The organism is Enterococcus sp. 3G6_DIV0642 (assembly GCF_002140635.1).
Taxonomy (GTDB): Bacteria; Bacillota; Bacilli; order Lactobacillales; family Enterococcaceae; genus Enterococcus_D; species Enterococcus_D casseliflavus.
In genome coordinates this window covers 2,765,035-2,790,787 of the sequence record NZ_NGLH01000001.1, presented here as the reverse complement: position 1 = coordinate 2,790,787, position 25,753 = coordinate 2,765,035, and the positions used below count along the sequence as shown (strand labels likewise).

The following is a 25,753-nucleotide window of genomic DNA, read 5'->3' as shown; positions in this document are numbered from 1 at the left end:
TTGAGCAATTTGTTCTCAGATGGATTGCCTTGTACTAGCAAAAACCCAACTTTTTTTTGAAAAAAACAAGATTTTCTGTCTTTTGTGTTTTTTTTGCTATAATGAGAAGAAGTAAGCTAGAGGGAGTAAGAACATGCAGAAATTATTTAAAGATGACAGCTTGACGCTGCACACCGATCTCTACCAAATCAACATGATGCAAACCTATTGGGAGTTAGGCAGAGCCGATCGTAATGCGGTGTTTGAATGCTATTTCCGTGACATGCCTTTTGAAAACGGCTATGCGATCTTTGCCGGTCTGGAACGATTGATCGACTATTTGAACGATTTATCCTTTTCAGAAACGGATATTGCCTACTTGCGAGAAATCGGCGGCTATCCAGAAGCCTTTTTAGAGTATCTAAAGGAGTTCAAGTTTGCTTGTACCGTTCGTTCTGCGTTAGAAGGCGATTTAGTCTTCAACAATGAACCGATCATTCAAGTAGAAGGGCCGTTGGCACAAGCACAGTTGATCGAAACGGCGTTACTGAATATGGTCAATTTCCAAACACTGATCGCCACGAAAGCGGCCCGCATCAAATCCGTGATCGGCACGGATCCCTTGTTGGAATTTGGTTCACGACGGGCACAAGAATTGGATGCAGCCATTTGGGGGACCCGAGCGGCTTATATTGGCGGAGCAGATGCGACGAGTAATGTGCGGGCAGGGAAGATTTTTGGCATCCCAGCCAGCGGAACCCACGCCCATTCCCTCGTGCAATCCTACGGCAATGACTATGATGCATTTATGGCATATGCCCAAACCCACAAAGATTGCGTATTCTTAGTCGATACCTATGATACATTGCGCTTAGGTGTGCCAAATGCGATTCGTGTGGCCAAAGAGATGGGGGATAAGATCAATTTCTTAGGTGTGCGGATCGACAGCGGCGATATGGCGTATATCTCGAAAAAAGTCCGTGAACAGCTGGATGAAGCGGGATTCACGGAAGCCAAAGTCTATGCTTCCAATGATCTAGACGAAAATACGATTCTAAGCTTGAAAATGCAAAAGGCGAAAATCGATGTGTGGGGTGTCGGCACCAAGCTGATCACCGCTTACGATCAACCGGCATTAGGCGCGGTTTATAAACTGGTGGCCATCGAAAATGAGCAGGGAGAAATGATCGACACCATAAAATTATCCAGCAATGCTGAAAAGGTTTCGACTCCTGGGAAAAAACAAGTTTGGCGGATCACCCGTAAATCTGACGGCAAGTCAGAAGGCGATTATGTCACGCTATGGGAAGAAAATCCACAAGCAGAAGACGAACTGTTCATGTTCCATCCTGTTCATACCTTTATCAACAAAACAGTGACGAACTTTGATGCGCGACCATTATTGCAAGACATCTTTGTGGATGGCCAGCAAGTGTATCAAGTGCCTGACTTAGAACACATCAAAGCCTATGCGACGAATTGCTTGGATTCCCTTTGGGACGAGTACAAACGTGACTTGAATCCACAGAAATACCCAGTCGATCTTTCGCAAGAATGCTGGGATCATAAAATGCGCACGATTGAAAAAGTACGTAAACAAACCAATGGCGCGATTTTGTAATCCGCAACTGCGCTGGTCCTAGGATCAGTCAGCTGCTTCAAAAAATAAGAGGAGGCGTTTCTATGACCATGCAACAAGAAATTATCAAAGAATTAGGAGTCTTACCGACCATCGACCCGAAAGAAGAAGTTCGTAAGAGTATTGATTTTTTAAAGGCGTATCTGCAAAAGAATCCGTTCTTGCATACGTTTGTCTTGGGGATCAGTGGTGGACAAGATTCGACGTTAGCTGGACGGCTTGCGCAATTGACGATGGAGGAAATGCGCAGCGAAACCGGGAATCCCAACTATCAGTTCATAGGGGTACGCTTACCTTATGGGGAACAAGCAGACGAAGAAGATGCCAAAAAAGCACTAGCGTTTATCCAACCAGACATTGAGCTGCGGGTAAACATCAAAGCCGCCGTCGATGCGCAAGTACAAGCGGTGGAAGAAGCAGGGTTAGCGGTTTCCGACTTTAACAAAGGCAATATCAAAGCCCGTCAACGGATGATCACGCAATATGCCATTGCAGGTGAAAAAGCAGGGGCTGTTCTGGGAACAGATCACGCTGCTGAAAATATCACCGGCTTCTTTACGAAATACGGCGATGGCGGTGCCGATATCTTACCACTGTTTCGTTTGAATAAACGCCAAGGACGTCAACTCTTGCAATACTTAGGCGCGCCAGAAGCGTTGTATACAAAAGTCCCAACTGCGGACTTGGAAGATGGCAAACCTTTAGTGGCAGATGAAGCAGCTTTAGGAGTGACCTACAACGACATCGATGACTATTTAGAAGGCAAGGAAATTTCGGCTGAAGCCCAACAAACCATTGAAAACTGGTGGAACAAAACGCGACACAAACGCCACTTGCCCGTCACGATTTTTGATGATTTTTGGAAATAAACGAAACCAGTGATTGAGTTCCATTCGGATAGAAAGAAGAGTCTAGGGGGCAAGAAACCTTAGACTCTTTTTTTATGAGACTTGCTTTCTTTAAAAATAACAAAAGCTTCTTACCTCGGCTTTACTTTCTTGCCTCGAAAGCATAAAATACGAGGGTACCTAGAACGTGTAGAAAAGGAGGAATGTTCCTTCGTGAAAATAAATATCCACCCTTATCTGAAGATCGCATTAAAAGGCATCGCCATCGTCCTGTTGATCATTTTCAGTAATTTATATTTGCAATGGTGTCAAAACAATCTTTCCGTTGAATTAGCTCTGAAATTTGCCTTTTCGTGGCATACAGCAAAGTTTTTCTTGGCTTGTGGGGTGCTACTGCTGGTGTATGGGGTGTTTGCCAGCTTGGCAGGTTCGGTACTGATCGGAGGCGTCTTTTATAGTGTCGTCATCGGAATCTTAGGGTATGCCAACCACACAAAGATGGTCTATCGCCAAGAACCAATCTATCCCGATGATTTAAAGATGGTCACTCAATTCGACCTTCTACGAACCATGATCGGCAATGGCGCCTTTTTCTTAGCCATCCTCTTCGCTCTGGCGGCGATCGGGGCGATCGGCTGGAGTATCTATCGCAGCCGCAAATTAAACCTGCGTTTGCAAGTGATGCGAGGAGCGGTGCTGGTCGTATGCTCGCTGGGCTTAGTCTATGTTTCTCACTTCAATGACAGCAACAACCTTTTACGCAAAGCCTACAATCAGACGGCGCTCTGGATTCCGTATTCACAAAAAATGAACTACTACAATACGGGATTTATTGGTGGGTTTTTGTACAACCTGCGGGTAGATGCCATGACGAAGCCTGAGGGGTATTCAAAAGAAGCGATCCAAGCGATTGCGGACACCTACAATGCACAGGCTGCGGAGATAAATCAAGACCGTGAAAGTGAAGCACCAAATATCGTCTATGTAATGAGCGAGAGCTTTTCCGACCCGAACCATTTAAATGGCTTGTCGATCACCGGCGATCCGTTGAAAGACTATTACCACGTCGCCGATCAAACCATCAGTGGAAAAATGCTTTCGCAAAATTATGGGGGCGGTACGGCAAACATCGAGTTTGAAGCGTTGACTGGTTTTGCCATGGGCCTATTGAATCCACAGATGACAACGCCTTACACGATGCTGGTGCCGAAATTGACGCAACTGCCATCCTTGGTTTCTTTCTTGGAACAGTCCGGGTATACGGCAACGGCGATCCATCCTTACGATACATCGATGTACAAACGCAAGGATGTCTATGGCGTGATGGGGTTTGAACAGTTTATCGATCAAGAGACGATGACCTATACCGACAAAATCGAAAATAATCCTTATATTTCTGATGAGGCGGCCTACAAAGAAGTGCTGGCATTGTTGGAAAACGATCAGCAACCGCAATTTGTCCATTTAGTAACGATGCAGACCCATATGCCGTATGCTGGTAAATACGATACCTTGAATTACCAAGCAAGCGGTCCGGGCAATATGGCTTCTTTGGAAAACTACCTGCAGGATATCTCCTACAGCAGTACAGCATTGAAAAACTTTGTAGCTGAATTAGAGCAGCTGGATCGGCGAACGCTGGTTGTCTTTTGGGGGGATCATTTACCAGGCATTTATGCCGATGAGATCAAGGAGCAAAATGAAACGGCTGCCCTGCATGAAACGGAGTTTTTGATGGTCGATTCGCAAGGAAATTTTGCCCCAGAAGATGTACCAGTAACAAGTCCCTTTTACTTTGCGCCGAACCTATTAGAAGCCAGTGACCAACCAACGAGCGGGTTTTACCAGTTGTTATTGGCCTTGCAAGATGAGCTGCCAGCTTTTGAAATGGGTCAATACTATCAAGGCGGGCAATGGCAGACGACCCTTGCGTTGGATCAAGAAGCCCAAGAAATCTATGATGCCTACAATTTGATCCAATACGATGTGTTACAAGGAGAGCAATACAGTTTAGCGACTGGTTTGTTTGACTAAATGAAACGTAAAATAGCGCCTTATCCCAGTGTTAGTCACAGGATAAGGCGCTTTTGTTTGTATGAAGTTATAAATCCTGCCATTTACGGTTTTGATCAAAATCATTGGCGGCGGCATAGGCGTCTTGAACGATCGTTTCAGGGTAGCCCATGACTTTTAAGAGGGCGATCGCGTTGCGGCTCAAGGCAGGACCGGATTTGATCTTGTAATCAAAGGAGATGCCGTCATCTTCTGTGACTTGTTCAGAAAAATGAATGTTGCGGCAATCATTTTTCAAAATTTCAGTCAGCTCAATATCATGAGTGGCGACAAATGCCAATGATGGGTAGGCTCGCAGCCAATGGATGATGCTGGCAGAAGCAGCGATCCGTTCCACCGTATTGGTTCCTTTTAAAATCTCATCAACAAAACAATAGCAGCGCTGGTTCGTGGCAACGGTGTCTAGCAGGCGTTTGATGGATTTGATTTCCGCGACGAAATAGCTGTCGCCTTCAAACAAGTCATCTTCGACAGCCATCGAGGTAATGACATGACCGGGAACCATCGTAAAGGCTTCGGCAACTGCTGTCTGGATCGTTTGTGCCAAAATGCAATTGATGGCGATGCTTTTGACATACGTCGATTTGCCCGAGGCATTGGAGCCAGTCACGAGGGTATTGTGGGTCCAAGCAACATCATTCATGACTGCTTCACTTAGAAGCGGGTGATACGTACCCGTTGCTTGTACACCTCCGCTTGTTTGGAAGGTCGGTAGGCAAGTGATGGGCATATACGTGCGAAAATTTAAAATGGCGGCTGCGACTTCCAATTTTCCCAGCAAATTCCACAGATCGATGGCTGCTTGTTGGTGCTTTGCCAGGGTAGTAGTGACCGTTTGATAGGAAATAAACGGCAGCATAAAAATGATATTGATGTATTCAAACAACATGTCTCCTTCGCTGCCGTTTTTGGCACGAAACGAAAAGGCGAAACGAGTGATCTTTTTTAATGGTGCCAAGGATTGTTTGATCTCATCTTGGAGGGGCGTGTTGATTTTAGCGATCTGACTGCCACAGGCAATCGTTTGAACCAAATAGCGCATGCTGTTCAGTTCTGTTTCCAGCTTGGCTTTTTTGATGGAGTAATAGATCGTATTGAAAACGACACTAACCAACGTCAACAGGATGCCTTGGACAAACCCCAGCAGGAGCAGCAAGATGCCGACTAACGGCAGCACACCTAAAAAGACAAAGAACGGCAGAGAGCCGATCGATTGCGCAGCTTCATTGGCCAAGTAGGCTTTCGAAAAATTATCATCTTGTTTTCCTAAACGAGCAAACGTATATTGGGATTGTTCGCGTGCGGCACTGTCAGCAGCAAAAAAGTCGATCAATTTGGTCAGCTGTTTGTCCGTCTTGAAGCGAAAATTGCGTAATTGCTGGTACAATGCTTCTGAACCAACACTGGAAAACGTCAGATTAATGGACTCAAACAACGAAAAGCCATCCAAGTCATACCAAGTGATGTCATCGACCTCGCTATCAAAATCGTGAAACTTCTTCTCAGTCAGCCAAGCCTTTTTCAAACTCGCTTCTTTATCAAAGCGGGGCTGACGGGGAAGCTTTCCCCAAGCAAGCCGAACGTAACGGCGTACTTTGTATCGATTCCAGATATCTAATGCGGTCAAGATGAGAATGCTGGCGAGTATGATTAAAATGACCATCGTTTGTGGTTCCATATGCAAAAGTCCTCCTAATGGCTAATGAATGCTGGCTAAAGTTAAGTGTTGCTGTGGGCAGGATCGCTTTCTTTCAAACAAGCATAGATCCGTTCAATATCTTGGGTCGTGCCTCGCAGCTCGAAATCCGCTAAGAACGGGATCGAAAATTGCTCCGCATATTGCTTTGCGGTCAAGCAATATTGATAATTGAAGTTTTTGTTGCCACTGCCGATCACGCCTAAGCAAAGAGCTGCGTTGTTTTCATAGTCAATGTATTCCCGCATGGTTTCTGTGAGAATCTCCTGATCGCCGTTATCGACGCCATTTCCACCTTCTAAATAGGTAGGGACAAAAACCACATAAGGTTCGTCTTCTTGTTCAAAGACACTATTGTCATGAATTTCTTTGGCTTCCCAAGTACTCGGAGTGTCTTGCTGATCCGCATAGGCCAACAAGCGGTTGACGAATGCACGGGTATTTCCAGAGATTGAAATATAAAGTAGTTTCATTTTTTTCATCACCTTCCGCTTTCTAGTATAACAGAAACCATTTATGAAAAGAGGAGAACTTCGGCAGTCTTTTCTAGTAAAATGCAGCCAAAGGCTTTAAACTGAGAGAGGAGTCCAATACAAAGGAGTGGCAATAATGTTTTCAAAAATGCATCATGTGGCGATCATCGCCAGTGATTATCAGCAGACCAAAGAATTTTATGTAGAGAAATTAGGCTTTGAAGTGATTCGTGAACATGCGCGCCCAGAAAAGAAAGATGTAAAAATCGACCTGCGCTTTGGGGAATCAGAAATAGAACTGTTTGTGGTGGAAAACCCACCAGCAAGACCAAGCTTTCCCGAAGCAGCTGGCTTACGGCATTTGGCATTTGCGGTAGAAAATATTGAAGCAGTCGTGGCAAAGTTAGCCGCCAAAGGAATTGCGTGTGAACCGATTCGTTTCGATACCTTTACGAATAAGAAAATGACCTTTTTCCAAGATCCAGACGGCTTGCCGTTGGAATTGCATGAATAAATAAGGAAAACTTTGTGTGGATCCTTTGTCGATTCAACTTGGTTTTTCTTGAAAGAATTGTTATTCTATGTATAGAAGCAAGGAGGAGAAAACGTGATAAGATTTGCAAAAAAAGAAGATCGCTTTGTCATGGCTGAACTTGTTTTAGTCATTTTAAAGGATATGGAATTGCCCTTTGTCAAAGAGATCGGTGAAGCAAAGACCTTAGAGATCTTGGCAGATGCCATGTTAGAACCCGACTATCGTTACGGCTTTCGCCGTGCGTTGGTCAATGAGATTGACGGGGAGGTTGCTGGGGTCGCCTTTGGATACCCAGACAAAGAAGAGGCGACGATCGATCAGCCTCTAGATAAAGTGCTGGAACAGTACGGTTTGAGTAAAGACATGAAGCTGTTTATCGATGAAGAAACCTTACCAAATGAATGGTACTTAGATACCATCTGTGTGGCTGAGAAATTTCGCGGTAAAGGTGTCGGCTCAGCCTTATTAGAAGCGTTGCCGAAAATTGCTTCTAGAGATGGCTATGAGGTGATCGGCTTGAGTGTTGATCGAGCAAATCCCCATGCGAAGCGGCTCTATGAAAAGCATGGCTTTGAAGTCGTGGCCCAAAGAGAGATCAGTGGCCACCTATACGACCATATGCAAAAAAGAACCAGCTGATTTTTCAGCTGGTTCCATTTGTTAGTCGTAGCTCAAGAGGATGGTCTTTCTTGCGGTGCCGATTGTACAGCCAGTAATCCATGACGGCAGCGATACAGATGCAGACTGGTGCATCCCGATCATCAACGACATCCAGTACATAATAATCCCCCGTCAATAAGGTCGCCTTATCCATTTCCATGATCTTTTTATTGAAATGATGGATCCCATAGCGATGATTGTAGATATCGCCGTGGACCGCCCAGTGAAGCTGCTGGATATAGTAGAAATCACCCGGCCAGTTAAAGATTTTCTGCAGTGTACCGACTTTCTCAAAGTCTTTGTAGATCTCAAAGCGCGTACCAAAAGTAAAACTGATTTGTTTGATACTAGCAACCATTTGCCCATTCAAGCGGTAAAGGGAAAGAGCATCACCCTTAGTTCCCCAACGGCCCACCATTAAAAACAGTGATTTGCCTGTTTCATCTTTGACAATGGTGCGTGTGACTCTGCTAAGTTGTCTGTCTTGGATGAAAAATTCTGACATACTTACGCCTCCTCATGTATCCCCAAAAAGCTGCGTGATTTAAAGATTTTCATCAATTGCCCGAACAATCGCTTTGCCGACACCAGACTCAATATTGGTGTCCGTCAAATACTTCGCGGCTTCTTTTACCTCTAACTCGCCATTTCCCATTGCAAAACTAACGCCTGCCAGTTGCAGCATACTTACGTCATTTAAGTTGTCACCGATCGTCATCACTTCCTCCAGTGAGATCATCCGATCTTTAGCGACATGCGCCACTGCGATTCCTTTTTGCGCGTTTCGGTGGTTGATCTCAATATTGTTTTGTCCAGAAGAAGTCACCACTAAATCGCCGTACCCATCGATGATTTTCGTGATAGGACCCAATACCCGCGCACCATCTTGATGGAAGCAGATCACTTTCAAAAATTCTAATTCTTCGATCGAAAACAACTCACTGAAATCATCGACATAATTGATCGGTAAAAATTCTAAACGGGCAGCTGTCATAGCGATCGCCATCTTATGGGTTAAATGGGGCATAGCTTCTGCCGTATGGATCGCAAAATTTTCGATCCGACGTGTCTGACTTTCCGAATAGATCCCATTGCTCGTTGAGATCTCAAAATAGATGTCGTTTTCTTTGAGTAGGTCGATCAACGAACGAGTTTGTTCATGGCTGATCGGCACAGTAAATAATGAATTGCCCGCTTCGTCGTAGACTTGGGCACCATTCAAGGTGATCATTGCACAGTCGATCCCGGCTTCTTGCAGCGGCGGCAAAGCCTCTTTGCGGTTACGGCCAGTTGCGACCATAAATTCGATTCCTTTGGATTGGGCATATTTGATTGCTTGGATATTTTCTTCTGAAATCTGCATACTAGCATTTAAAAGCGTACCATCCATATCAGAAGCAATTAATTTGATCATTGTCAGCGTCCTTTCTTAATCGTTTCTACAAATAGTGTACCATAAATCGCGCATTTTTTTTCTTTCGAAGAGTAATTCTTGTTTCTAAGGGGAGGGATTTGTTATCCTAGAAGAAAACAAAGGAGATTCGCCATGAAACGACTATTGGACAATGATTGGCAAGAGCAATTGCAAGAATCATTTGAGCAACCCTATTACCAACAACTACGGGCTTTCTTGAAACAAGAATATGCCCAGCAAAAGATCCATCCAGCGATGGATCATATTTATGAAGCACTTAAACTGACACCATACCATGACGTAAAAGTTGTCATCTTAGGTCAAGATCCTTATCATGGCCCTCACCAAGCCCACGGACTGTCGTTTTCCGTACAGCCGGGGGTCAAAATACCGCCTTCGTTGCGGAATATTTACAAAGAATTAGCTGATGACTTAGGGATTCCACCTGTGTCCCACGGTTATCTCGTACCTTGGGCGCAACAAGGGGTCTTATTGTTGAATACCGTGTTGACAGTACGTGAAGGGCAAGCCTATTCACATCACGGGCATGGCTGGGAGCAGCTGACTGATACGATCATCGAAAAATTGAATCAACGAGAAGAACCGGTCATTTTTGTGCTTTGGGGCAAACCCGCCCAAAAGAAAGCCGCTTTGCTAGATACTAGCAAACATATTATTATAACAGCGCCTCATCCAAGTCCGTTATCAGCGCATCGAGGATTCTTTGGTTCGAAGCCTTTTTCTAAGATCAATCAAGCATTGCTGGCGTTAGGGGAAGAACCGATTTCCTGGGCGTTGCCAGAAAAAATAACACAGTTGTAAAACTGTGTTATTTAGAATGAGTAAACTTGTGAAAAAGGTAACGATATTTAAAATAATCGACTAATACAGGATTTTTATCTGTTCTTTTTTTCGCAATTATTGTACAATGGAAGGGTATAAAAAAACTGGAGGTCTTTACCCGTGGAATTATTCGAAAGTTTAAAATTTAAAATCGTGCGTCGTCATATCAAAATCGTTTTTCCTGAAGCAACAGATCCTCGTATCCTAGGTGCTGCTAGCCGTTTACGTTCAGAAGAATTAATTGAACCTGTTTTGATCGGTAACCCGGTTGAAATCGAAAAAGCAGCGGAAGCTCGCGGAATCAACGTATCAAACTTTGAAATTTTAGATCCTGAAAATTATGATCGTTGGGATGAAATGGTTGAAGCTTTTGTAGAACGCCGCAACGGCAAAGCAACGAAAGAGCAAGCAGAAGAAATCTTAAAAGATGTCAACTATTTCGGTACAATGTTGACTTACATGGGCATTACTGAAGGAATGGTTTCAGGAGCGATCCATTCTACGGGTGATACAGTAAGACCCGCTTTACAAATCATCAAAACAAAACCAGGTGTGAGCCGTACAAGTGGTGCTTTCTTAATGGTTCGTGGTCGTGACCAAGAAAAATACTTGTTCTCAGACTGTGCCATCAATGTAAACCCAACTGCACAAGAATTGGCAGAAATCGCTGTTGACTCAGCGAAAACCGCTGAATTATTTGAAATCGATCCAAAAGTTGCTATGTTAAGCTTCTCAACGAAAGGGTCTGCGAAAGCACCAGAAGTAGATAAAGTCGTTGAAGCAACAAAAATCGCCAAAGAATTGGCACCAGAATACCAAATCGATGGAGAATTGCAATTCGATGCTGCGTATATCTCAGCAGTTGCGCAATTGAAAGCTCCTGAATCTGAAGTAGCAGGTAAAGCAACCGTCTTTGTTTTCCCAGATTTACAATCAGGAAACATTGGTTACAAGATCGCCCAACGTTTCGGTAACTTTGAAGCGATTGGACCAATCTTACAAGGATTGAACAAACCAATCTCTGATTTGTCTCGTGGTTCAAATGAAGAAGATGTCTACAAATTATCAATCATTACTGCGGCACAAACACTAATGGAAAAATAAGCAGCCAATCGCTACACTGATGAAAAACTGATCCCTTGAGGGTCAGTTTTTTGTTTTGCTCTTGGAAAGTTGAGGGCAGCAAAGCAGGGGGCGTCGGCAAAAAGCAACGATCCAGTGATCGTCGGGGAATTTTCCCAAAGCTCCTTCTTTACAATTCCTTGAAAAACAAGCTATACTAGCAACTAGTAAATTAGATTGATCAAAGGATGGGGACTATGTTTACCATTAACGACTTAGAAGCAACCGCAGCATTTGCAAAAATCATTGGAGAGGCAGCCGAGCCAGGTGATAATCTGGTGTTGACGGGCGATTTAGGTGCTGGCAAAACAACATTGACGAAAGGCATCGCCTTGGGGCTAGGGATCGAGCAACTGATCAAAAGTCCGACCTATACGATCATTCGTGAATATACCAATGGGCGGCTACCGCTGTATCATATGGATGTCTATCGGGTGGAATATGGTGCAGATGATTTAGGACTGGATGATTATTTCGAAGGGGATGGCTTGTGTGTGATCGAATGGGGCAATCTCTTAGAAACCTCCCTGCCAGAGGATTATTTAGAACTGATTTTGGAAAAAGATGATACAGATGAACAGAAACGTCTTGTGAAATGTCATGCATATGGCACCAAAGCAACCGCCTTTTTGCAACGGATCACAACAAAATGGCAGGCAGTCCATGAGTGAGATCCAATTACAGATCAAAGAAGCCACGGGTGCTGATGCCAAAGCTGTGTTAGCAGTCAGTCAGCAGCTAGGAGAAGAAACGGATTTTCTCTTGATGGACGAAAGCGGCTTGGCGTTGCCAGAAGCCTTATTGGCAGAACAGCTGGACGCTATCTATGAACGGGACGACTATTTGCTGTTGTTGGCATTTGATCAAGAACAATTGATCGCCATGGCATCAGTCAAAGGCCATGAAGAGTGGCAATTAGCCCATGTCGGGGAGATCGGTATCTCGATTTTAAAAGACTATTGGGGCTTGGGCTTAGGTTCGCTCCTGATTGAAGAATTACTGGACTGGGTAGTAGAAGTTGGCGAATTGACCCGCATCGAGTTGACCGTCCAAGCGAGAAATCTACGGGCGATCCATCTGTATCAAAAATTTGGTTTTCTAACAGAAGGCTGTATGAAAGAAGCGGTGCAAACCCGCGAGGGGCAAAAAGTTGACGTCTTGATGATGGCACGTCTTTTTGAATCATAAAAAAGGAGTGAAGGAAATGGAGTTTCGGGAACCGACGATCGCAGACTGCGATCAAATCGAAGCGTATCGGCAAGCGTTCGAGAAGAATCAAGAAGTCATCCACGGTGGGGCAGGACTTGTAGAAAGTCCCACAGCCAAAGACTGGCTAGAGGGATTGGTGGATTTTAAAACAGCAGAAACGGTACCAGAAGGATTCGTTCCCGCCCGTACCTATCTGGCTATCCAAGATCAAAAAGTGGTCGGTCTCTTGAATCTGCGTCTGACACTTAATGCGTATTTGCGCCAAATTGGCGGACACATTGGGTATTCAGTGCACCCAGACCATCGAAAGCAAGGCATCGGCTCGGCAATGTTGGCACAGTCATTGGTAAAGGCCAAACAACTTGGCTTGAACAACGTGTTAGTAACCTGTGAAGAAGCCAATCGCGCCTCCGCCAAAGTCATTGAAAACAACGGTGGTAAACTAACTGAAAAAGTCATTGATCCTGAAGATGGCGCTATAATCTGTCATTATTGGATCGATCTGACCTAAAATGAATCCTTTCTTAAATGAAAACGTGCGTCCCAAAGGCTAGCGCAATGCTGACTTTAGGACGCACGTTCTTATTTATTTGACTAAAACCAATTTTTTTAATGGATCGATACCAAATTCTTCTTCTTGACGCAATAAGATTTGGGCACATGCCCGACTATCTTCTAGTGCATCATGGTGGTTTAGTAAAGGAATCTGTAATTGCTCACAAACCGTGTTTAATTTATGATTTGTAAACTCTGGATACAGTTTGCGGCTCGTTCGCACCGTACATAAGGAAAGATAATTTGGTTGTGACAACCCATAATAATCAAGACATCCCGCCAAAACCCCAGTATCAAAACCAGCGTTATGCGCAACGATCAAACTGTTCAATTGATAATATTGTTGGATTTGTTTCCATACGTCAGGAAACTTAGGCGCTTCTTGCACATCTTCTGGACGAATGCCATGAATTTGAATGTTTTTCCAAAAAAATTCCGTTTCCGGTTGGATCAATGTGTAATATTCGCCCACGATTTTGCTATCTTGTACCATGACTAGTGCAAGGGAACAGGCACTATGCTTTTGATAATTTGCTGTTTCAAAGTCCATTGCGATAAAATTCATCAGACTCACCTCATTGCCATTCTAGCACAAAATCAAAGAATGAAAAGCGAACAAACGTTAAGAAAAACTGAAGTTTTCTTACGGTTATTTGAGATCCAGTTCCACCGGGCAATGGTCACTGCCGATGATATCTGTATGGATCTTGGCATCTAGCAAGCGCTCATTTAAGTCATCCGAAACGACAAAGTAATCGATGCGCCAGCCGGCATTGTTTTTGCGAGCGTTGAAACGGTAGCTCCACCAAGAATAAATGCCTTCTGCATCTGGATAGAAATAACGGAACGTATCGGTAAAGCCAGCAGCCAAAAGAGTCGAAAACTTTTCCCGTTCTTCAGGTGTAAACCCAGCATTTTTTTGATTGGTTTTCCAGTTTTTGATATCGATATTCTTATGGGCAACATTCAAATCACCACAGAGAATCACTGGCTTTTGTTGTTTCAATTCAGTCAAGTAAGCCAAAAAGGCATCTTCCCAAGTCATGCGATAATCTAAGCGGCGCAATTCATTTTGAGAATTCGGTGTGTAGCAAGTAATCAAGAAAAATTCAGGATACTCTAGTGTGATGACGCGACCTTCCGTATCATGTTCTTCGATTCCTAATCCATAACGGACGGATAGCGCAGGTTCTTTTGCGAAAATCGCCGTGCCGGAATAGCCTTTCTTCTCCGCATAATTCCAGTATTGATGATAGCCTGGTAAATCCAATTCAATCTGACCTTCTTGCAGCTTTGTTTCTTGTAAACAAAAGAAATCAGCATCGAGGGCTTCAAACACTTCAGAAAAATTTTTTTTAACGATGGCCCGTAAACCATTCACATTCCAAGAAATAAATTTCATTGAGACTCCTCCTTATTTTCCACTACGCCTCCCATTTTACCTAAAAAAGCCAGAAGCGCAAAGCAAGTGAGCGGAATGAGGAAAATAAGGAGGAAGAATGAGGATTAAATTTGGATGCTAGAGAAAATTCGTTTGTGGTACGAAAAAGGATTAATAAATCCTTACTTTTCCTTACATTTTATGTTACAATCGTTTTGAAAAGGGGGCAGTTCACATGACGATCAAAGCGCAAGTTTCAGCGAAAATGACTTCGAAAAATCAAATAACTATTCCAAAAAGTGTGCGGCAAAAGTTAGGCTTAAAAGAGAATCAGCGGGTAATTTTTGAATTTACTCCAGAAGGCGAGATCAAGGTAACAGGCGAAAAAGCAGCACCTTCCTTTGAAGATTTTTGGAAACAAGAATTAGCGATCGTAGAAGAAACGGGGAAATTTGATACAGGTGAGATGTTTTTTGGAGAAGATTTAGGTGAGGAGAATATTGAATGGTAAGACAAGGAGATATTCTTTTTATTGACTTAAATCCCACCAAAGGAAATGAAATGGCAAAAAAAAGACTGTGTGTGGTGGTTAGTAATGATTATTATAACAAGAGTTTCAATACCGTCTTAGTGATGCCACTCAGTAGCTCAAAAAAATATGTAGAAGAAAAATTCGCTCGATCGAATGCGTTTCAAACAGTTACCGAAACACAAAAGAGTAAAGTTCAAGGGACGATTCTTTGTCAGCATATTCGCAGTGTGGACCTCTTGCATCGCAGCAACTTAGAAGTAGTCGATAAAGTCACTACGGAGATGAAAGAACGATTATCTGAAATAACAAAACACTTTTTTTGAAGTTTACTCTTTATTAATCAGGTCATTCGATTATTAAGCTTTTCTTTGATTCACCAGAGGTAGCAACTTTTCCTTGAACATGCTAAAATAAGTGAGATGTTTATTGTGAAAGGAAACCTTCTCGTGAATAAAGACTTGATGATTGCGCAATTCCCTGAAATTGCCTTATTAAAAGATGAACCCTTATTGAACTATACGTATACAAAAACTGGTGGACCGGCAGACATTTTGGCTTTTCCCAAAACAGCAGAAGAGGCTAAACAGCTGCTTGATTATTGCCGAGAACAAGCGATTCCTTGGATCGTCTTAGGAAACGCCAGCAACTTGATCGTCCGTGATGGTGGTATTCGCGGCGTGGTGATCATGCTGTCGGAAATGAACCAAATCGTGGTAGACGGCACTTCTTTGATCGTCGATGCTGGAGCAAAGTTGATCGATACCACCTATGTCGCTTTGCATGAATCCTTGACTGGTTTTGAATTTGCCTGCGGGATTCCCGGCAGTGTCGGCGGTGCCGTCTTTATGAATGCAGGCGCTTATGATGGCGAGATCCAAGATGTCTTTGCGTCCTGCGACGTTTTGCTGGCTAATGGTCAAATCGTGACATATACCAAGGAAGAAATGGAATTTGCTTATCGTCATAGCAAGTTGCAAGAGCAAAAGATGATCATTTTGAGCAGTCGCTTTGATTTAGCAAAAGGCGATCAAGAGCAAATTAAAAAGCGGATGGATGAACTGACAGAATTGCGGCAATTGAAGCAACCGCTAGAATACCCCTCTTGTGGGAGTGTCTTTAAACGTCCAGTCGGTCATTTTACCGGCAAGCTGATCCAAGATGCAGGCTTACAAGGATTGAAATGGGGCGGAGCCCAAATTTCGGAAAAACATGCGGGCTTTATCGTGAATGTCGATCAAGCCACTGCAACGGATTACGTCGAACTGATCGCTCATATCCAACAAGTCATCAAAGAAACCTTTGATGTCACCTTAGAAACAGAAGTCCGAATCATCGGCGAAGAATAGATTAGCGAGAAGATTGTCCCGAGGGGCAGTCTTTTTTTTATGAGAGCTGATAAAAAAGAGCTTAGGTTTGTAAGCTTTCTCAGTCTTCGGTACAATAAACGAAAAGGAGTGAGCAGGATGAAAAAGTGGGGACGCGTCATTTTGTTTGTTGGGTTCGCCTTTCTTTTCGGTGGTTGTACGAAATTACCGCAAGAACAGTTTGCCGAACAGTTGACGAATCAGCAAGCAGCGAATGCTGGTGAATTCCAAGCGACGATCGATACCTTTGAGATGGGCAGCAGCAGCGAATACGGTCAAGAAGCCGATAGGTATGCCTCCATGTTGATGTCACAGTTAGTCGGTTCGTCATTTAAAGGGGACTTCGTCCAGGACAAAGAAACCAAAGCGATTTTACTCAATCTGGCAGTCGCTTTTGGGGGGCAGGAGCTGCCGATCAAGCTGATCGTCGATCCAGAAAAACAAGAAGCGTATGTGTCAGCTGAAATCTATGAAACACTGCAAGGGTATATCAGCGCATTTGGTAGTGACAGTTATGGGCCAAAACCAGACGCTGCGGAATATGAAGGCAAATACCTGCGCATCGATCAAGAAACCTTAGATTCTTACTTTGGCGAAGGAACTTTTGCAGAGGACGGTGAGGGGACAACCGAAGCAGAAAAAGAGCCTGAAAACCTCTTTACCATGAACAGTCTTTTTCATAATGAGACGTTTGCTGACTATTTGAAAACCTTCGAACCGGATGCTTTCAAAAGAGATGGAGATACGATCAGCCATACGTTTACCAAAGAAGAATTGGCAGATTATGCAACCTATGCCCAAGAACACGGCGCCGATCAAAAGCAAGTCGCCGAATTAGAAACGATGTTGGAAGAAGTCGAGCAGTTTGACTTAACCATGACCATCAATACGAAAACAAATCAGCAGAAAATGGCTTTTCACTTCGTGCAAGCGGATGAGCTGCAAACCACTATCGGAGCCACGGTGACTTTTACAGGGAAGAAAAGTGATACTGCCGTTGCGATCCCCACAGCGGAAGAATTGATTGACCCAGAAGAATTGTTTTCTCCCTATGATTATGGCTGGGATGACAGCTATGATGATGGGTATGAGAATGATTATGATGATGAGTACTGGGATAGCTATGATGAAGCCGATGATTGGTCTTCTTATATGCTGACGGATGAGGAGTTTGAAGAACTGCTGCTGCAAATCAAACAAGAGCTGCCTTATTTGACCCAAGCAGATATCGATGATTATCTGACATTTTATGAAGAGTATTTAACCCAAGAGCAGTATCAAGAGCTTGTCGAAGCACTCCAAGTGACACAAAGTTTATAAGACACTCCAAAGGGAAGCGACCGCCTAAGTTAGCCAAAAAGCTAACTTTGGGCGGTCGCTATTTTTTTAGATACGATTTTTTTTGCGGTTCATGACTAAGCGCAAAAGGACGGTTCCAACTGCCATCGTGGCGATTCCCGCTACAATGGCTTCAGGTACACCTTGGGCGAAGATTACACCCAAAATCGCTGCATAGACAGCATTGCCAGCTTTCCCCACAATCTCCGCATATTCTTGCTGGAACAAGAAGTAGATCAAGTTCATTACCAGGATCGTATTCGTCAAGCCTCCAGCAACACCAGCAATCAGTAGCGAAAGACTTTGCTGTTTGTTTTTCCAGATTTTTTGACAGCCTTTGTACACAAAGTAAGGAACGACACCAATCAAAATACGAGGAATCAACGCTACGAGGATCGCTTTCCAGCTTCCTTGATCACTCCCATAAATCGGTACGAAAGGGGAGAAGACAAAAGAAAGCGGGGTGATGATCCAGGTCGAACGCACCATACTGATGATCCCAAAGGCGCCGCCTAAAAAGCCGCCGATCCGAGGTCCCAATACAATAGAAGCGATGATCACAGGAATATGCATCGTTGTCGCATTGATTGGTCCTAAGGGAATAAACCCAAGAAAGGGAACCGATGCTAAAAGAATCAAGATTCCTAAAAAGAAAGCTGTTAAGACAAGTTCAAAAGTTGATATTTTTTTCATTGTTAGACACTCCGTACTTCCAAAGCAGTCAATGCTTTTTCGAGAATCGTTTCTGTTGCTGCTAATGCGCCTCTGCCGAAATCACCGCAAGCCAGTAACGCTTCACGGGGTTCAATCTCTTGGAAGCCGACTTCTTTCAAAATCCCCAAATTTCTTTGAACAATCGGGTTTTCGTACATGACGGTATTCATGGCTGGCGCAATCAAGCGGGGCACGGATAACGGCAACGCTAAGGCAACTGTTGAGATCAAATCATCGGCTATCCCATGCGCCAGCTTGCCAATACTGTTGGCACTGGCTGGGGCGAGCAAGAAAAGATCGGCTTGTTTGGCTAGTTCAATATGATTGATGCGATCTGGTTGACGTTCTTGCATAACATCTACATGGATCGGGCGTTTGGATAATGACTGTAACGTCAAAGGCGTAATAAATTGTGTGCTGTTTTGAGTCATTAAGACATCCACTGCATAGCCCTTTTTGGTTAATTCATTGGTTAGGTCGGCTGCTTTGTATGCAGAGATACTGCCGCTGACGCCAAGCAGAACGTGTTTTTGTTTCATGTTTCTTTCTCCTTTTCTAAAAAACATCTAGCTAAGCACGCAGGTCATTGCGTAATGTGTCAACGATCAAGGTTGCGATCTCAGCTTTTGTGCGGCCAGTCCCGATTTGTCCTTCTTGTGTCAAAAGGTGTCCGACATGCTGGTTTCCAGAAATTTGCGTCAAGTCGTTGGCCAACACATAATCCGCTTGGCTAGCCAGCAGACTTTTTCGTGCGACCGCAAACAACTCGGCTTCCGCTACGTCTACTAATAATTTGAATCCGACTAATAAGGTTGTCGGCTGTAATGCTTTGATGGTTTGGATCACTTTCGGGGTTTTCTTCAACACTAAAAACAAATGATCAGTATTGGAAGAAACTTTGCCTGCCGTTGATTCAGATTGTGAGAGCACGTGTGCCATCAATGCCGGAGTGACCTGGTTGTCATAAGCTGGTAGGGCATCGTTGATTGCTTCATAAAACGCTGCTTCTGAAAAATGAGCAGCAGGGGTGAAATCACTGACTGCCATACTGTGGATCACAGCAGCATACGAATGGGTCGTCAATAAATCGGTCAACTGCGTCAACAAGTCCGTGGTCCCTTCAATGAAATGACAGGTAACGCATGGATCGGTCGGCGGTTGTTTGGCAGTTTTCGTCGTAACGTAATCGATGGCCACCTCAGGGTATTGCAGCCATTCCTTGGCAATGGCTTGACCAAGTGAGCCCGTGGAATGATTCGTGATTGCACGGACATCATCGATTTTTTCGGAAGTACCGCCAGCCGTAATCAAAATTCTCATTGCGCTTGTGACACCTCAACGATCGTCCGTCCTTGGTGCGTGCCTGCTAATAAAGCTGCCAACGTTTCTGGCAAGTCTTCCAAAGTGATGGCTTTCGTGTAAAGCTGATCGATCACATTCCACTCACCCGCTAATTTCTCCCATAATGCCGTGCGGATCTCATGGGAAACATTGACCGAATCGATCCCAATTACGCGAATCCCACGCAAAATAAATGGTAAGACAGTCGTTTCGATTTTGATTCCACCAGCATTGCCGCATAAGAAGGCACCGCCCCCATAAGCGATTTGCGGAAGCACTGCCGCAAGCAATGGACCGCCAACTGTATCGATGACCGCTGCAAACGTTTGTTTTGCTAATGGTTTGTCCTTTTCTGGTACCACGTCATCAGGACTGACGATTTTCGCTGCGCCTAGGTCCAACAACCATTGCGCATCGGTTTTCCGAGATAGCGCCACTATATTTGTATAGCCCAGTTTTTTCAATAAAGCAATGCTGACACTGCCGACGCCACCGCTAGCGCCTGTCACCAAAATAGCAGCGTCTTTTGCTAAGTGCAGCTGTTCTAATTCTTGCACCGCTAAAGCTGCTGTGAACCCAGCAGTGCCATAGGTCATACTGTCTTTTGCTGAAAAACCAGCAGAACGTTTCACGAGCCACTCGGCTGGGACCCGTTGAAATTGACTGTAACCGCCTGGGTGAGAAACCCCTAAGCCATAACCTGTCACTAAGACTTGGTCGCCTGGGGCAAAATCAGCAGACTGACTGTCCACGACTTCCCCTGCTAAATCGATTCCCGGCGTCATCGGATACGTGCGGATCACGCCGCCATTTTCTTTTGCTGCCAAGGCATCTTTGTAATTGACATCTGAGTAATCAACACGGACAAGCACATCGCCTGCTGGCAGCTCGTCAAGGGTTGCAGTTGTGAGTGAAGCAGTAAAATTTGGTTCATTCATGACACGAAAGGTAGAGAAATTCGTCATTTCAGACACTCCTTTGATGGTTTGTACTCATAATACCATAAGTTTTATTTTTTTAACCAGTGAAGCAAGAAAAGGCAGGTCTTCTTATCAAAAAATCAGCAAAAACAGATCATTATTAAATCTACCTTTTCTTCGTTAAAATAGAAGTTGTTCTTTTAAACCTTTAAAAAGCGAAAATGCCGGGACCACCAATCGTTTCCTTTATAACACAAGCGTTTAGCGTCACTCCTTTTTTTGATCAGGGAGAAAAGAATTCAAAAAAATGAAGAAAAAAGGCTTGTGTTTTTTGCAATTATTTGTATACTAGAAAAAGTGAAATTAAACATGAAGTTTACTTATAGCAAACTTTTTTATTTGAAGTTGTGTCAATCAAAGGGGGAATGAACATGGAGATTGGCGAGAAGCTGCGCAATTTGCGCGTTCAAAAGAATTTGACCCAAGAAGAATTAGGCGAGCGGACCGATTTGACGAAAGGCTATATCTCACAGTTGGAACGTGATTTGAGTTCGCCTTCTATGGAAACTTTTTTTACGATCTTAGAAGTTTTAGGCGTGACACCAGAGGAATTTTTCCGAGAAGAAAATGCGCAGCATCAAGTGGTTTATCGCGAAGAAGACAGCACGCTTTATTATGATGAAGAAAATGGCTATGAATTGAAGTGGCTGATTCCCGATTCCAATGAAAAAGAAATGGAGCCAGTCTTGCTGACCTTTGATAAAGCGGGCGAATACAAGACCTTTGAACCATCGTTAGCAGAAACATTTATCTATGTCTTAGAGGGCAGTGTGGCCTTGACACTAGGAGAAACGCAGTACAAGGCTCGTAAAGGCCAATCGATTTATTATCAGGCGACTGAGCCGCATCAATTAAAAAATATTGCGGGCAAAAAAAGCCGTGTGCTTGTAGTCGTGACAGATTCTTATTTATAGTACAGGAGGAAAGAGTGTGGGAAAAACAATAATTTCATTCAACAATGTGGTGAAGCGATTTGATGATGATGAAACAGTTTTGAAAAAAGTGAGTTTTGATATTGAAGAAGGTCGCTTTTATACATTGTTAGGTCCTTCAGGTTGTGGAAAAACAACCATCTTACGCATCATTGCGGGTTTTTCGGACGCAACAGAAGGCGACGTTTATTTTGATGGACAAAGAATCAATGACGTTCCTGCCAATCAACGGCAAGTGAATACTGTCTTTCAAGATTACGCCTTATTCCCACATATGAACGTTTTTGAAAATGTGGCATTTGGTCTGCGAATCAAAAAATTACCAAAAGATGAAGTGAATAAAAAAGTCTTAGAAGCGTTGCGGCTAGTACAACTTCCTGGTTATGAGAATCGTGAAATCAGCGAAATGTCAGGAGGCCAACGTCAACGGGTCGCAATCGCACGAGCGATCGTCAATGAGCCCAAAGTATTGCTTCTTGATGAACCATTGTCCGCATTGGACTTGAAATTGCGAACTGACATGCAATACGAGCTGCGGGAATTGCAGCAGCGACTAGGCATCACCTTTATTTTTGTCACCCATGACCAAGAAGAAGCGTTGGCGATGAGTGATGAGATTTTCGTTATGAACAAAGGGAAGATCGTCCAAAGCGGCACACCAGTGGATATTTACGATGAACCAATCAACCATTTCGTGGCGGATTTTGTCGGTGAAAGCAACATCGTCACAGGTACGATGATCGAAGACAACTTAGTGGAGTTTGTCGGCAAGCAATTTGAATGTGTCGATGGCGGGATGCGGCCGAATGAAGCCGTTGAGATCGTGATCCGTCCAGAAGATTTGAATTTGACGACCGTTGAAAAAGGCAAGCTGGTCGTTGAAGTAGACACGCAATTGTTCCGAGGCGTGCATTACGAAATCATTTGTTACGATGAACAAGGCAACGAATGGATGGTTCACTCTACAAGAAAAGCCACTGAAGGAAGCAAGATCGGTCTTTCCTTTGAACCAGAAGATATCCACGTCATGCGTTTCAATGAGTCCGAAGAAGATTTTGATGCTCGTTTAGAGAGCTACGAAGATTAGGAGGGAAAGCTAATGACGAAAATGCGTCGTTTTTATGCGATACCCTATGTCTTTTGGTTATTGCTATTTGTTATTGCACCAGTCCTATTGATCATCTACCAATCCTTTTTTGATATGAACGGCAACTTTTCGCTGGTCAATTATCAAAGCTACTTAGGTTCTGGCAAATATTTGATCATGACCTTAAACTCGGTTTGGTATGCCTTTTTGATCACCGTGATTACCTTAGTGATCAGCTACCCGACAGCCTATTTCTTAACTAAGCTGCGTCACAAAGATTTGTGGCTGCTGTTGATCATCTTACCAACGTGGGTCAACTTATTGTTAAAAGCCTATGCGTTTATTGGGATTTTCGGCATTCATGGCAGTGTCAACAACTTCCTAGAAATCATGGGTGTTGGACCAAAGCAGATTTTGTTTACCGACTTTAGCTTTTTGACGGTTGCCGTCTATATCGAACTGCCCTTTATGATCATGCCGATTTTTAATGCCTTAGAAGAAATGAATCCCTCTTTGATCAGTGCCAGTCGCGATTTAGGGGCAAACAGCTATGATACGTTTCGACGAGTGATTTTCCCTCTGTCGTTAAACGGGGTGAAAAGCGGCGTCCAAGCCGTCTTCATTCCGTCGCTCTCCCTCTTCATGTTGACCCGTTTGATTGGGGGCAATCGCGTGATCACGCTTGGTACGGCGATCGAGCAGCACTTTCTCGTTACCCAAAACTGGGGCATGGGTTCGACCATCGGCGTCATTTTGATCATCGCCATGTTCCTCGTGATGCTGTTTACGGGAGAAAAGAAAAAAGGAGGGCAACGTAAATGAAAAAATTTCGCTGGTCGAATCTTTATCTGATCGTCGTCTTTATTCTTTTGTACGTGCCGATCTTTTATTTGATTTTCTATTCCTTCAATGAAGGAGGCACCATGAATGCTTTTACGGGTTTCACTTTTGAACATTACCAATCCGTCTTTCAAGATACCCGCTTGATGATCATCGTGTTGAACACCTTTATGCTGGCATTTTTATCAGCATTACTGGCAACGATCATCGGCACATTTGGAGCGATGGGCATCTACTATACCCGCAAACGTCGAACGAGAACGGCATTGTTGAGTTTGAATAATATTTTGTTGGTTTCACCAGATGTCATCATTGGTGCCAGCTTCTTGATTTTCTTTACGATGATCGGCAACTTGTTCCGTGGGTTTAGCTTAGGCTTTTTCAGCGTATTGCTTTCGCATATCGCCTTTAGTATCCCGATCGTGGTCTTGATGGTCTTGCCGAAACTGCAAGAGATGAACGATTCAATGATCGATGCTGCCCGTGATTTAGGCGCGAATAATTTTCAAGTCATTAAAAATATCATTTTGCCTTTCTTGACACCGGGCATCATCGCCGGCTATTTCATGGCCTTTACTTATTCACTCGATGATTTTGCCGTGACATTCTTTGTGACAGGCAATGGCTTTAGTACCTTATCGGTAGAGATCTATTCTAGAGCACGTCAAGGAATCAGTTTAGAAATCAATGCATTAAGTACACTTGTCTTCTTATTCTCCATGATCCTGGTGGTAGGCTATTACTTTATCAGTAAAGAAAACGGCGCGAAGAAATTGCGTAAAAACCGCCGTGTGGAGGTGGCAAATCTGCGATGAAACGACTACAATCTCTGATTATCGGTATTGTTGCGATCGTCCTGATCTTGCTCTTTGGTGTCCGTGAATTGGAACGCTCCTCTGGTATGGCAGGCGCTGAGGTCGTCAACATCTACAACTGGGGCGACTACATCGACCCTGATTTGATCAGTAAGTTTGAAGAAGAGACAGGCTACAAAGTCAATTATGAAACCTTTGACTCAAATGAAGCGATGTTCACGAAGATCCAACAAGGCGGTACGTCCTATGACATCGCCATACCGAGTGAATACATGATTGAGAAAATGATGGAACAAAATCTTTTAAAACCATTGGATCACAGTAAAATCAAAGGGTTAGACAATATCGACCCTCGCTTTTTGGACTTGAGTTTTGATCCTGGCAATCAATATTCCATCCCTTATTTCTGGGGAACACTGGGGATCGTCTATAACGATAAATTCTTTGATGAAGGTGAGATCACCCAATGGGACGATCTTTGGAAACCCGAATTAGCAAATAGCATCATGCTGATCGATGGCGCGCGTGAAGTGATGGGATTAGGTTTGGACAGCTTAGGCTATTCTCTAAACAGTAAAGACGACGATCAGCTGCAAGAGGCATTCAATAAGCTACGGACCATGACCCCAAACATCAAAGCCATCGTCGCAGATGAAATCAAGATGTACATGGCAAATGAAGAAGCATCGGTTGCGGTCACATTTTCTGGGGAAGCAGCCGACATGATGTACGAAAACGAGCACATTCATTACGTGATCCCTTCGGAAGGCTCCAACCTGTGGTTTGATAATATGGTCATTCCTAAGACCTCACAAAACGAAGCCGGCGCCTACGCCTTCTTGAACTTTATGCTGGAACCCGAGAACGCTGCACAAAACGCAGAATACATCGGCTATTCCACACCTAACCAAGCAGCCATGGCATTACTGCCTGACGAGATCACCGAAGACGAACAATTCTATCCATCCGATGAATTAATGGAACACCTCGAAGTCTATGAAAACTTAGGTGCTGAGTATCTGGGCATCTATAATGATTTGTTCTTGGAATTGAAGATGTATCGGAAATAAGCAAACTGCCATTAAGCAGGGAATGGATCCTGTTTAATGGCAGTTTTTTTATAATTTACTATGACATATCAAATGAACCTCTAGGAATATGTATTAGAAAAGAAAATTTATAGAGAATAAACCTGCAATTGTTTCAATAATTAGAAAAAATCAACCTCGTTTTATTCAAAATGTTTCAAAAACCACTTGACCTAAAGTCAACTCTAGGTGGTATCTTTTTAGATAGAAGAAATGAGCAGCGATTGTTGAAACTCAGAAAAATTACGATTTCCCTTTAGGATAACTTGCTATTTCACGGTTTGACAGGAATTTA

General features: G+C 43.7%; 29 protein-coding genes. 19 read left to right on the top strand and 10 right to left on the bottom strand.

What is annotated here, in order from left to right; all coding sequences use genetic code 11:
* Window positions 1–133: 133 nt before the first annotated feature.
* The 3 genes from A5878_RS13470 (at window position 134) to A5878_RS13460 (ending at window position 4,500) form a co-directional block, all read left to right on the top strand.
* Window positions 134–1,600: a nicotinate phosphoribosyltransferase gene (locus tag A5878_RS13470; protein WP_005228507.1), complete on the top strand. Its 1,467-nt coding sequence runs from the start codon at window positions 134–136 to the stop codon at window positions 1,598–1,600.
* 62 nt (window positions 1,601–1,662) lie between these two features.
* Window positions 1,663–2,487: an ammonia-dependent NAD(+) synthetase gene (gene nadE / locus A5878_RS13465; RefSeq protein WP_060791409.1), complete on the top strand. Its 825-nt coding sequence runs from the start codon at window positions 1,663–1,665 to the stop codon at window positions 2,485–2,487.
* A gap of 192 nt (window positions 2,488–2,679) precedes the next feature.
* On the top strand, window positions 2,680–4,500 hold the full coding sequence (locus tag A5878_RS13460; protein ID WP_081091699.1) for an LTA synthase family protein: 1,821 nt from the start codon (window positions 2,680–2,682) through the stop codon (window positions 4,498–4,500).
* 67 nt (window positions 4,501–4,567) lie between these two features.
* Here A5878_RS13460 and A5878_RS13455 read toward each other — a convergent pair whose 3' ends face one another.
* Window positions 4,568–6,217, bottom strand: coding sequence for a DNA mismatch repair protein MutS (locus A5878_RS13455; RefSeq protein WP_086295678.1), 1,650 nt, complete (start codon window positions 6,215–6,217; stop codon window positions 4,568–4,570).
* Window positions 6,218–6,258: 41 nt separating this feature from the next.
* Window positions 6,259–6,708 (bottom strand): class Ib ribonucleoside-diphosphate reductase assembly flavoprotein NrdI, encoded by a 450-nt coding sequence (gene nrdI, locus A5878_RS13450; RefSeq protein WP_060791576.1) that lies wholly within the window; start codon window positions 6,706–6,708, stop codon window positions 6,259–6,261.
* A 136-nt stretch (window positions 6,709–6,844) separates the two neighbouring features.
* On the opposite strand from nrdI, the gene A5878_RS13445 reads away from it, so the two are divergent.
* Window positions 6,845–7,222 (top strand): VOC family protein, encoded by a 378-nt coding sequence (locus tag A5878_RS13445; protein WP_005228512.1) that lies wholly within the window; start codon window positions 6,845–6,847, stop codon window positions 7,220–7,222.
* 93 nt (window positions 7,223–7,315) lie between these two features.
* Window positions 7,316–7,882, top strand: coding sequence for a GNAT family N-acetyltransferase (locus A5878_RS13440; protein ID WP_005228513.1), 567 nt, complete (start codon window positions 7,316–7,318; stop codon window positions 7,880–7,882).
* Between the two features lie 4 nt (window positions 7,883–7,886).
* Here the strand turns inward: A5878_RS13440 and A5878_RS13435 are convergent, their stop codons facing one another.
* Complete coding sequence (locus A5878_RS13435; RefSeq protein ID WP_005228514.1) at window positions 7,887–8,408, bottom strand: LURP-one-related/scramblase family protein; 522 nt, start codon at window positions 8,406–8,408, stop codon at window positions 7,887–7,889.
* Between the two features lie 39 nt (window positions 8,409–8,447).
* Window positions 8,448–9,317 carry a Cof-type HAD-IIB family hydrolase gene (locus tag A5878_RS13430; protein ID WP_010749892.1) on the bottom strand — a complete coding sequence of 290 codons (870 nt, stop codon included), beginning with the start codon at window positions 9,315–9,317 and terminating at the stop codon, window positions 8,448–8,450.
* A gap of 132 nt (window positions 9,318–9,449) precedes the next feature.
* On the opposite strand from A5878_RS13430, the gene A5878_RS13425 reads away from it, so the two are divergent.
* The 5 genes from A5878_RS13425 to A5878_RS13405 all read left to right on the top strand — a co-directional run bounded on the left by A5878_RS13425 (window position 9,450) and on the right by A5878_RS13405 (window position 13,002).
* On the top strand, window positions 9,450–10,139 hold the full coding sequence (locus A5878_RS13425; RefSeq protein WP_060791407.1) for a uracil-DNA glycosylase: 690 nt from the start codon (window positions 9,450–9,452) through the stop codon (window positions 10,137–10,139).
* Between the two features lie 141 nt (window positions 10,140–10,280).
* Entirely contained in the window at window positions 10,281–11,264 is a 984-nt protein-coding gene (gene pta, locus A5878_RS13420; RefSeq protein WP_005228517.1) for a phosphate acetyltransferase, read from the top strand.
* Between the two features lie 215 nt (window positions 11,265–11,479).
* Complete coding sequence (gene tsaE, locus A5878_RS13415) at window positions 11,480–11,953, top strand: tRNA (adenosine(37)-N6)-threonylcarbamoyltransferase complex ATPase subunit type 1 TsaE (protein WP_060791406.1); 474 nt, start codon at window positions 11,480–11,482, stop codon at window positions 11,951–11,953.
* A complete protein-coding gene (locus A5878_RS13410) occupies window positions 11,946–12,470 on the top strand; it encodes a GNAT family N-acetyltransferase (RefSeq protein WP_010749888.1) in 525 nt (174 codons plus the stop codon). Before tsaE ends, A5878_RS13410 begins: the two co-directional genes overlap by 8 nt.
* Before the next feature lie 16 nt (window positions 12,471–12,486).
* The gene (locus A5878_RS13405; protein ID WP_060791405.1) at window positions 12,487–13,002 is read left to right on the top strand and encodes a GNAT family N-acetyltransferase; all 516 of its coding nucleotides are present in this window, start codon (window positions 12,487–12,489) and stop codon (window positions 13,000–13,002) included.
* A 75-nt stretch (window positions 13,003–13,077) separates the two neighbouring features.
* Here A5878_RS13405 and A5878_RS13400 read toward each other — a convergent pair whose 3' ends face one another.
* Together A5878_RS13400 and A5878_RS13395 are read right to left on the bottom strand one after the other, a co-directional pair.
* Window positions 13,078–13,611 (bottom strand): 3'-5' exonuclease, encoded by a 534-nt coding sequence (locus tag A5878_RS13400; RefSeq protein WP_010749886.1) that lies wholly within the window; start codon window positions 13,609–13,611, stop codon window positions 13,078–13,080.
* Between the two features lie 84 nt (window positions 13,612–13,695).
* Entirely contained in the window at window positions 13,696–14,448 is a 753-nt protein-coding gene (locus A5878_RS13395; protein ID WP_060791404.1) for an exodeoxyribonuclease III, read from the bottom strand.
* A gap of 214 nt (window positions 14,449–14,662) precedes the next feature.
* On the opposite strand from A5878_RS13395, the gene A5878_RS13390 reads away from it, so the two are divergent.
* The 4 genes from A5878_RS13390 (at window position 14,663) to A5878_RS13375 (ending at window position 17,643) form a co-directional block, all read left to right on the top strand.
* Entirely contained in the window at window positions 14,663–14,938 is a 276-nt protein-coding gene (locus A5878_RS13390; RefSeq protein WP_005234145.1) for an AbrB/MazE/SpoVT family DNA-binding domain-containing protein, read from the top strand.
* A complete protein-coding gene (locus A5878_RS13385) occupies window positions 14,932–15,282 on the top strand; it encodes a type II toxin-antitoxin system PemK/MazF family toxin (RefSeq protein WP_060791403.1) in 351 nt (116 codons plus the stop codon). The genes A5878_RS13390 and A5878_RS13385 overlap by 7 nt, the downstream gene beginning before the upstream one ends.
* A gap of 138 nt (window positions 15,283–15,420) precedes the next feature.
* Window positions 15,421–16,305, top strand: coding sequence for a UDP-N-acetylmuramate dehydrogenase (gene murB, locus A5878_RS13380; RefSeq protein WP_370447898.1), 885 nt, complete (start codon window positions 15,421–15,423; stop codon window positions 16,303–16,305).
* Window positions 16,306–16,422: 117 nt separating this feature from the next.
* Window positions 16,423–17,643 carry a hypothetical protein gene (locus A5878_RS13375; RefSeq protein WP_060791401.1) on the top strand — a complete coding sequence of 407 codons (1,221 nt, stop codon included), beginning with the start codon at window positions 16,423–16,425 and terminating at the stop codon, window positions 17,641–17,643.
* 66 nt (window positions 17,644–17,709) lie between these two features.
* Here the strand turns inward: A5878_RS13375 and A5878_RS13370 are convergent, their stop codons facing one another.
* The 4 genes from A5878_RS13370 to A5878_RS13355 are packed head-to-tail and all read right to left on the bottom strand — an operon-like array spanning window position 17,710 to window position 20,681.
* Window positions 17,710–18,354 carry an ECF transporter S component gene (locus A5878_RS13370; protein ID WP_060791400.1) on the bottom strand — a complete coding sequence of 215 codons (645 nt, stop codon included), beginning with the start codon at window positions 18,352–18,354 and terminating at the stop codon, window positions 17,710–17,712.
* 2 nt (window positions 18,355–18,356) lie between these two features.
* Entirely contained in the window at window positions 18,357–18,914 is a 558-nt protein-coding gene (coaC, locus tag A5878_RS13365) for a phosphopantothenoylcysteine decarboxylase (protein ID WP_005228528.1), read from the bottom strand.
* Window positions 18,915–18,945: 31 nt separating this feature from the next.
* Window positions 18,946–19,695 carry a phosphopantothenate--cysteine ligase gene (gene coaB, locus A5878_RS13360; RefSeq protein ID WP_086295677.1) on the bottom strand — a complete coding sequence of 250 codons (750 nt, stop codon included), beginning with the start codon at window positions 19,693–19,695 and terminating at the stop codon, window positions 18,946–18,948.
* Window positions 19,692–20,681: an acryloyl-CoA reductase gene (locus A5878_RS13355; protein ID WP_060791398.1), complete on the bottom strand. Its 990-nt coding sequence runs from the start codon at window positions 20,679–20,681 to the stop codon at window positions 19,692–19,694. Before A5878_RS13355 ends, coaB begins: the two co-directional genes overlap by 4 nt.
* Before the next feature lie 386 nt (window positions 20,682–21,067).
* Between A5878_RS13355 and A5878_RS13350 the strand changes: the two genes are divergently transcribed.
* The 5 genes from A5878_RS13350 to A5878_RS13330 are packed head-to-tail and all read left to right on the top strand — an operon-like array spanning window position 21,068 to window position 25,440.
* Entirely contained in the window at window positions 21,068–21,610 is a 543-nt protein-coding gene (locus A5878_RS13350; RefSeq protein WP_015510239.1) for a helix-turn-helix domain-containing protein, read from the top strand.
* Between the two features lie 16 nt (window positions 21,611–21,626).
* Window positions 21,627–22,715 carry an ABC transporter ATP-binding protein gene (locus A5878_RS13345; protein ID WP_005234156.1) on the top strand — a complete coding sequence of 363 codons (1,089 nt, stop codon included), beginning with the start codon at window positions 21,627–21,629 and terminating at the stop codon, window positions 22,713–22,715.
* A 12-nt stretch (window positions 22,716–22,727) separates the two neighbouring features.
* On the top strand, window positions 22,728–23,537 hold the full coding sequence (locus A5878_RS13340) for an ABC transporter permease (protein ID WP_010749878.1): 810 nt from the start codon (window positions 22,728–22,730) through the stop codon (window positions 23,535–23,537).
* Window positions 23,534–24,370: an ABC transporter permease gene (locus tag A5878_RS13335; RefSeq protein ID WP_005228535.1), complete on the top strand. Its 837-nt coding sequence runs from the start codon at window positions 23,534–23,536 to the stop codon at window positions 24,368–24,370. Before A5878_RS13340 ends, A5878_RS13335 begins: the two co-directional genes overlap by 4 nt.
* Window positions 24,367–25,440, top strand: a complete 1,074-nt coding sequence (locus A5878_RS13330; protein ID WP_074933293.1) for a PotD/PotF family extracellular solute-binding protein — start codon at window positions 24,367–24,369, stop codon at window positions 25,438–25,440. Before A5878_RS13335 ends, A5878_RS13330 begins: the two co-directional genes overlap by 4 nt.
* The last annotated feature ends 313 nt before the right edge of the window (window positions 25,441–25,753 follow it).

Excerpts from the sequence above, each read along its gene's own strand:
- murB (WP_370447898.1), top strand. The coding sequence starts at position 15,421 with ATGATTGCGCAATTCCCTGAAATTGCCTTATTAAAAGATGAACCCTTA.
- A5878_RS13410 (WP_010749888.1), top strand. The coding sequence starts at position 11,946 with ATGAGTGAGATCCAATTACAGATCAAAGAAGCCACGGGTGCTGATGCC.
- A5878_RS13350 (WP_015510239.1), top strand. The coding sequence starts at position 21,068 with ATGGAGATTGGCGAGAAGCTGCGCAATTTGCGCGTTCAAAAGAATTTG.
- A5878_RS13400 (WP_010749886.1), bottom strand. The coding sequence starts at position 13,611 with ATGAATTTTATCGCAATGGACTTTGAAACAGCAAATTATCAAAAGCAT.
- A5878_RS13375 (WP_060791401.1), top strand. The coding sequence starts at position 16,423 with ATGAAAAAGTGGGGACGCGTCATTTTGTTTGTTGGGTTCGCCTTTCTT.
- A5878_RS13355 (WP_060791398.1), bottom strand. The coding sequence starts at position 20,681 with ATGACGAATTTCTCTACCTTTCGTGTCATGAATGAACCAAATTTTACT.
- A5878_RS13445 (WP_005228512.1), top strand. The coding sequence starts at position 6,845 with ATGTTTTCAAAAATGCATCATGTGGCGATCATCGCCAGTGATTATCAG.
- A5878_RS13335 (WP_005228535.1), top strand. The coding sequence starts at position 23,534 with ATGAAAAAATTTCGCTGGTCGAATCTTTATCTGATCGTCGTCTTTATT.
- A5878_RS13430 (WP_010749892.1), bottom strand. The coding sequence starts at position 9,317 with ATGATCAAATTAATTGCTTCTGATATGGATGGTACGCTTTTAAATGCT.
- A5878_RS13395 (WP_060791404.1), bottom strand. The coding sequence starts at position 14,448 with ATGAAATTTATTTCTTGGAATGTGAATGGTTTACGGGCCATCGTTAAA.
- tsaE (WP_060791406.1), top strand. The coding sequence starts at position 11,480 with ATGTTTACCATTAACGACTTAGAAGCAACCGCAGCATTTGCAAAAATC.
- A5878_RS13390 (WP_005234145.1), top strand. The coding sequence starts at position 14,663 with ATGACGATCAAAGCGCAAGTTTCAGCGAAAATGACTTCGAAAAATCAA.
- nadE (WP_060791409.1), top strand. The coding sequence starts at position 1,663 with ATGACCATGCAACAAGAAATTATCAAAGAATTAGGAGTCTTACCGACC.
- A5878_RS13330 (WP_074933293.1), top strand. The coding sequence starts at position 24,367 with ATGAAACGACTACAATCTCTGATTATCGGTATTGTTGCGATCGTCCTG.
- nrdI (WP_060791576.1), bottom strand. The coding sequence starts at position 6,708 with ATGAAACTACTTTATATTTCAATCTCTGGAAATACCCGTGCATTCGTC.
- A5878_RS13435 (WP_005228514.1), bottom strand. The coding sequence starts at position 8,408 with ATGTCAGAATTTTTCATCCAAGACAGACAACTTAGCAGAGTCACACGC.
- A5878_RS13470 (WP_005228507.1), top strand. The coding sequence starts at position 134 with ATGCAGAAATTATTTAAAGATGACAGCTTGACGCTGCACACCGATCTC.
- A5878_RS13405 (WP_060791405.1), top strand. The coding sequence starts at position 12,487 with ATGGAGTTTCGGGAACCGACGATCGCAGACTGCGATCAAATCGAAGCG.
- coaC (WP_005228528.1), bottom strand. The coding sequence starts at position 18,914 with ATGAAACAAAAACACGTTCTGCTTGGCGTCAGCGGCAGTATCTCTGCA.
- A5878_RS13455 (WP_086295678.1), bottom strand. The coding sequence starts at position 6,217 with ATGGAACCACAAACGATGGTCATTTTAATCATACTCGCCAGCATTCTC.
- A5878_RS13340 (WP_010749878.1), top strand. The coding sequence starts at position 22,728 with ATGACGAAAATGCGTCGTTTTTATGCGATACCCTATGTCTTTTGGTTA.
- coaB (WP_086295677.1), bottom strand. The coding sequence starts at position 19,695 with ATGAGAATTTTGATTACGGCTGGCGGTACTTCCGAAAAAATCGATGAT.
- A5878_RS13385 (WP_060791403.1), top strand. The coding sequence starts at position 14,932 with ATGGTAAGACAAGGAGATATTCTTTTTATTGACTTAAATCCCACCAAA.
- A5878_RS13370 (WP_060791400.1), bottom strand. The coding sequence starts at position 18,354 with ATGAAAAAAATATCAACTTTTGAACTTGTCTTAACAGCTTTCTTTTTA.
- A5878_RS13425 (WP_060791407.1), top strand. The coding sequence starts at position 9,450 with ATGAAACGACTATTGGACAATGATTGGCAAGAGCAATTGCAAGAATCA.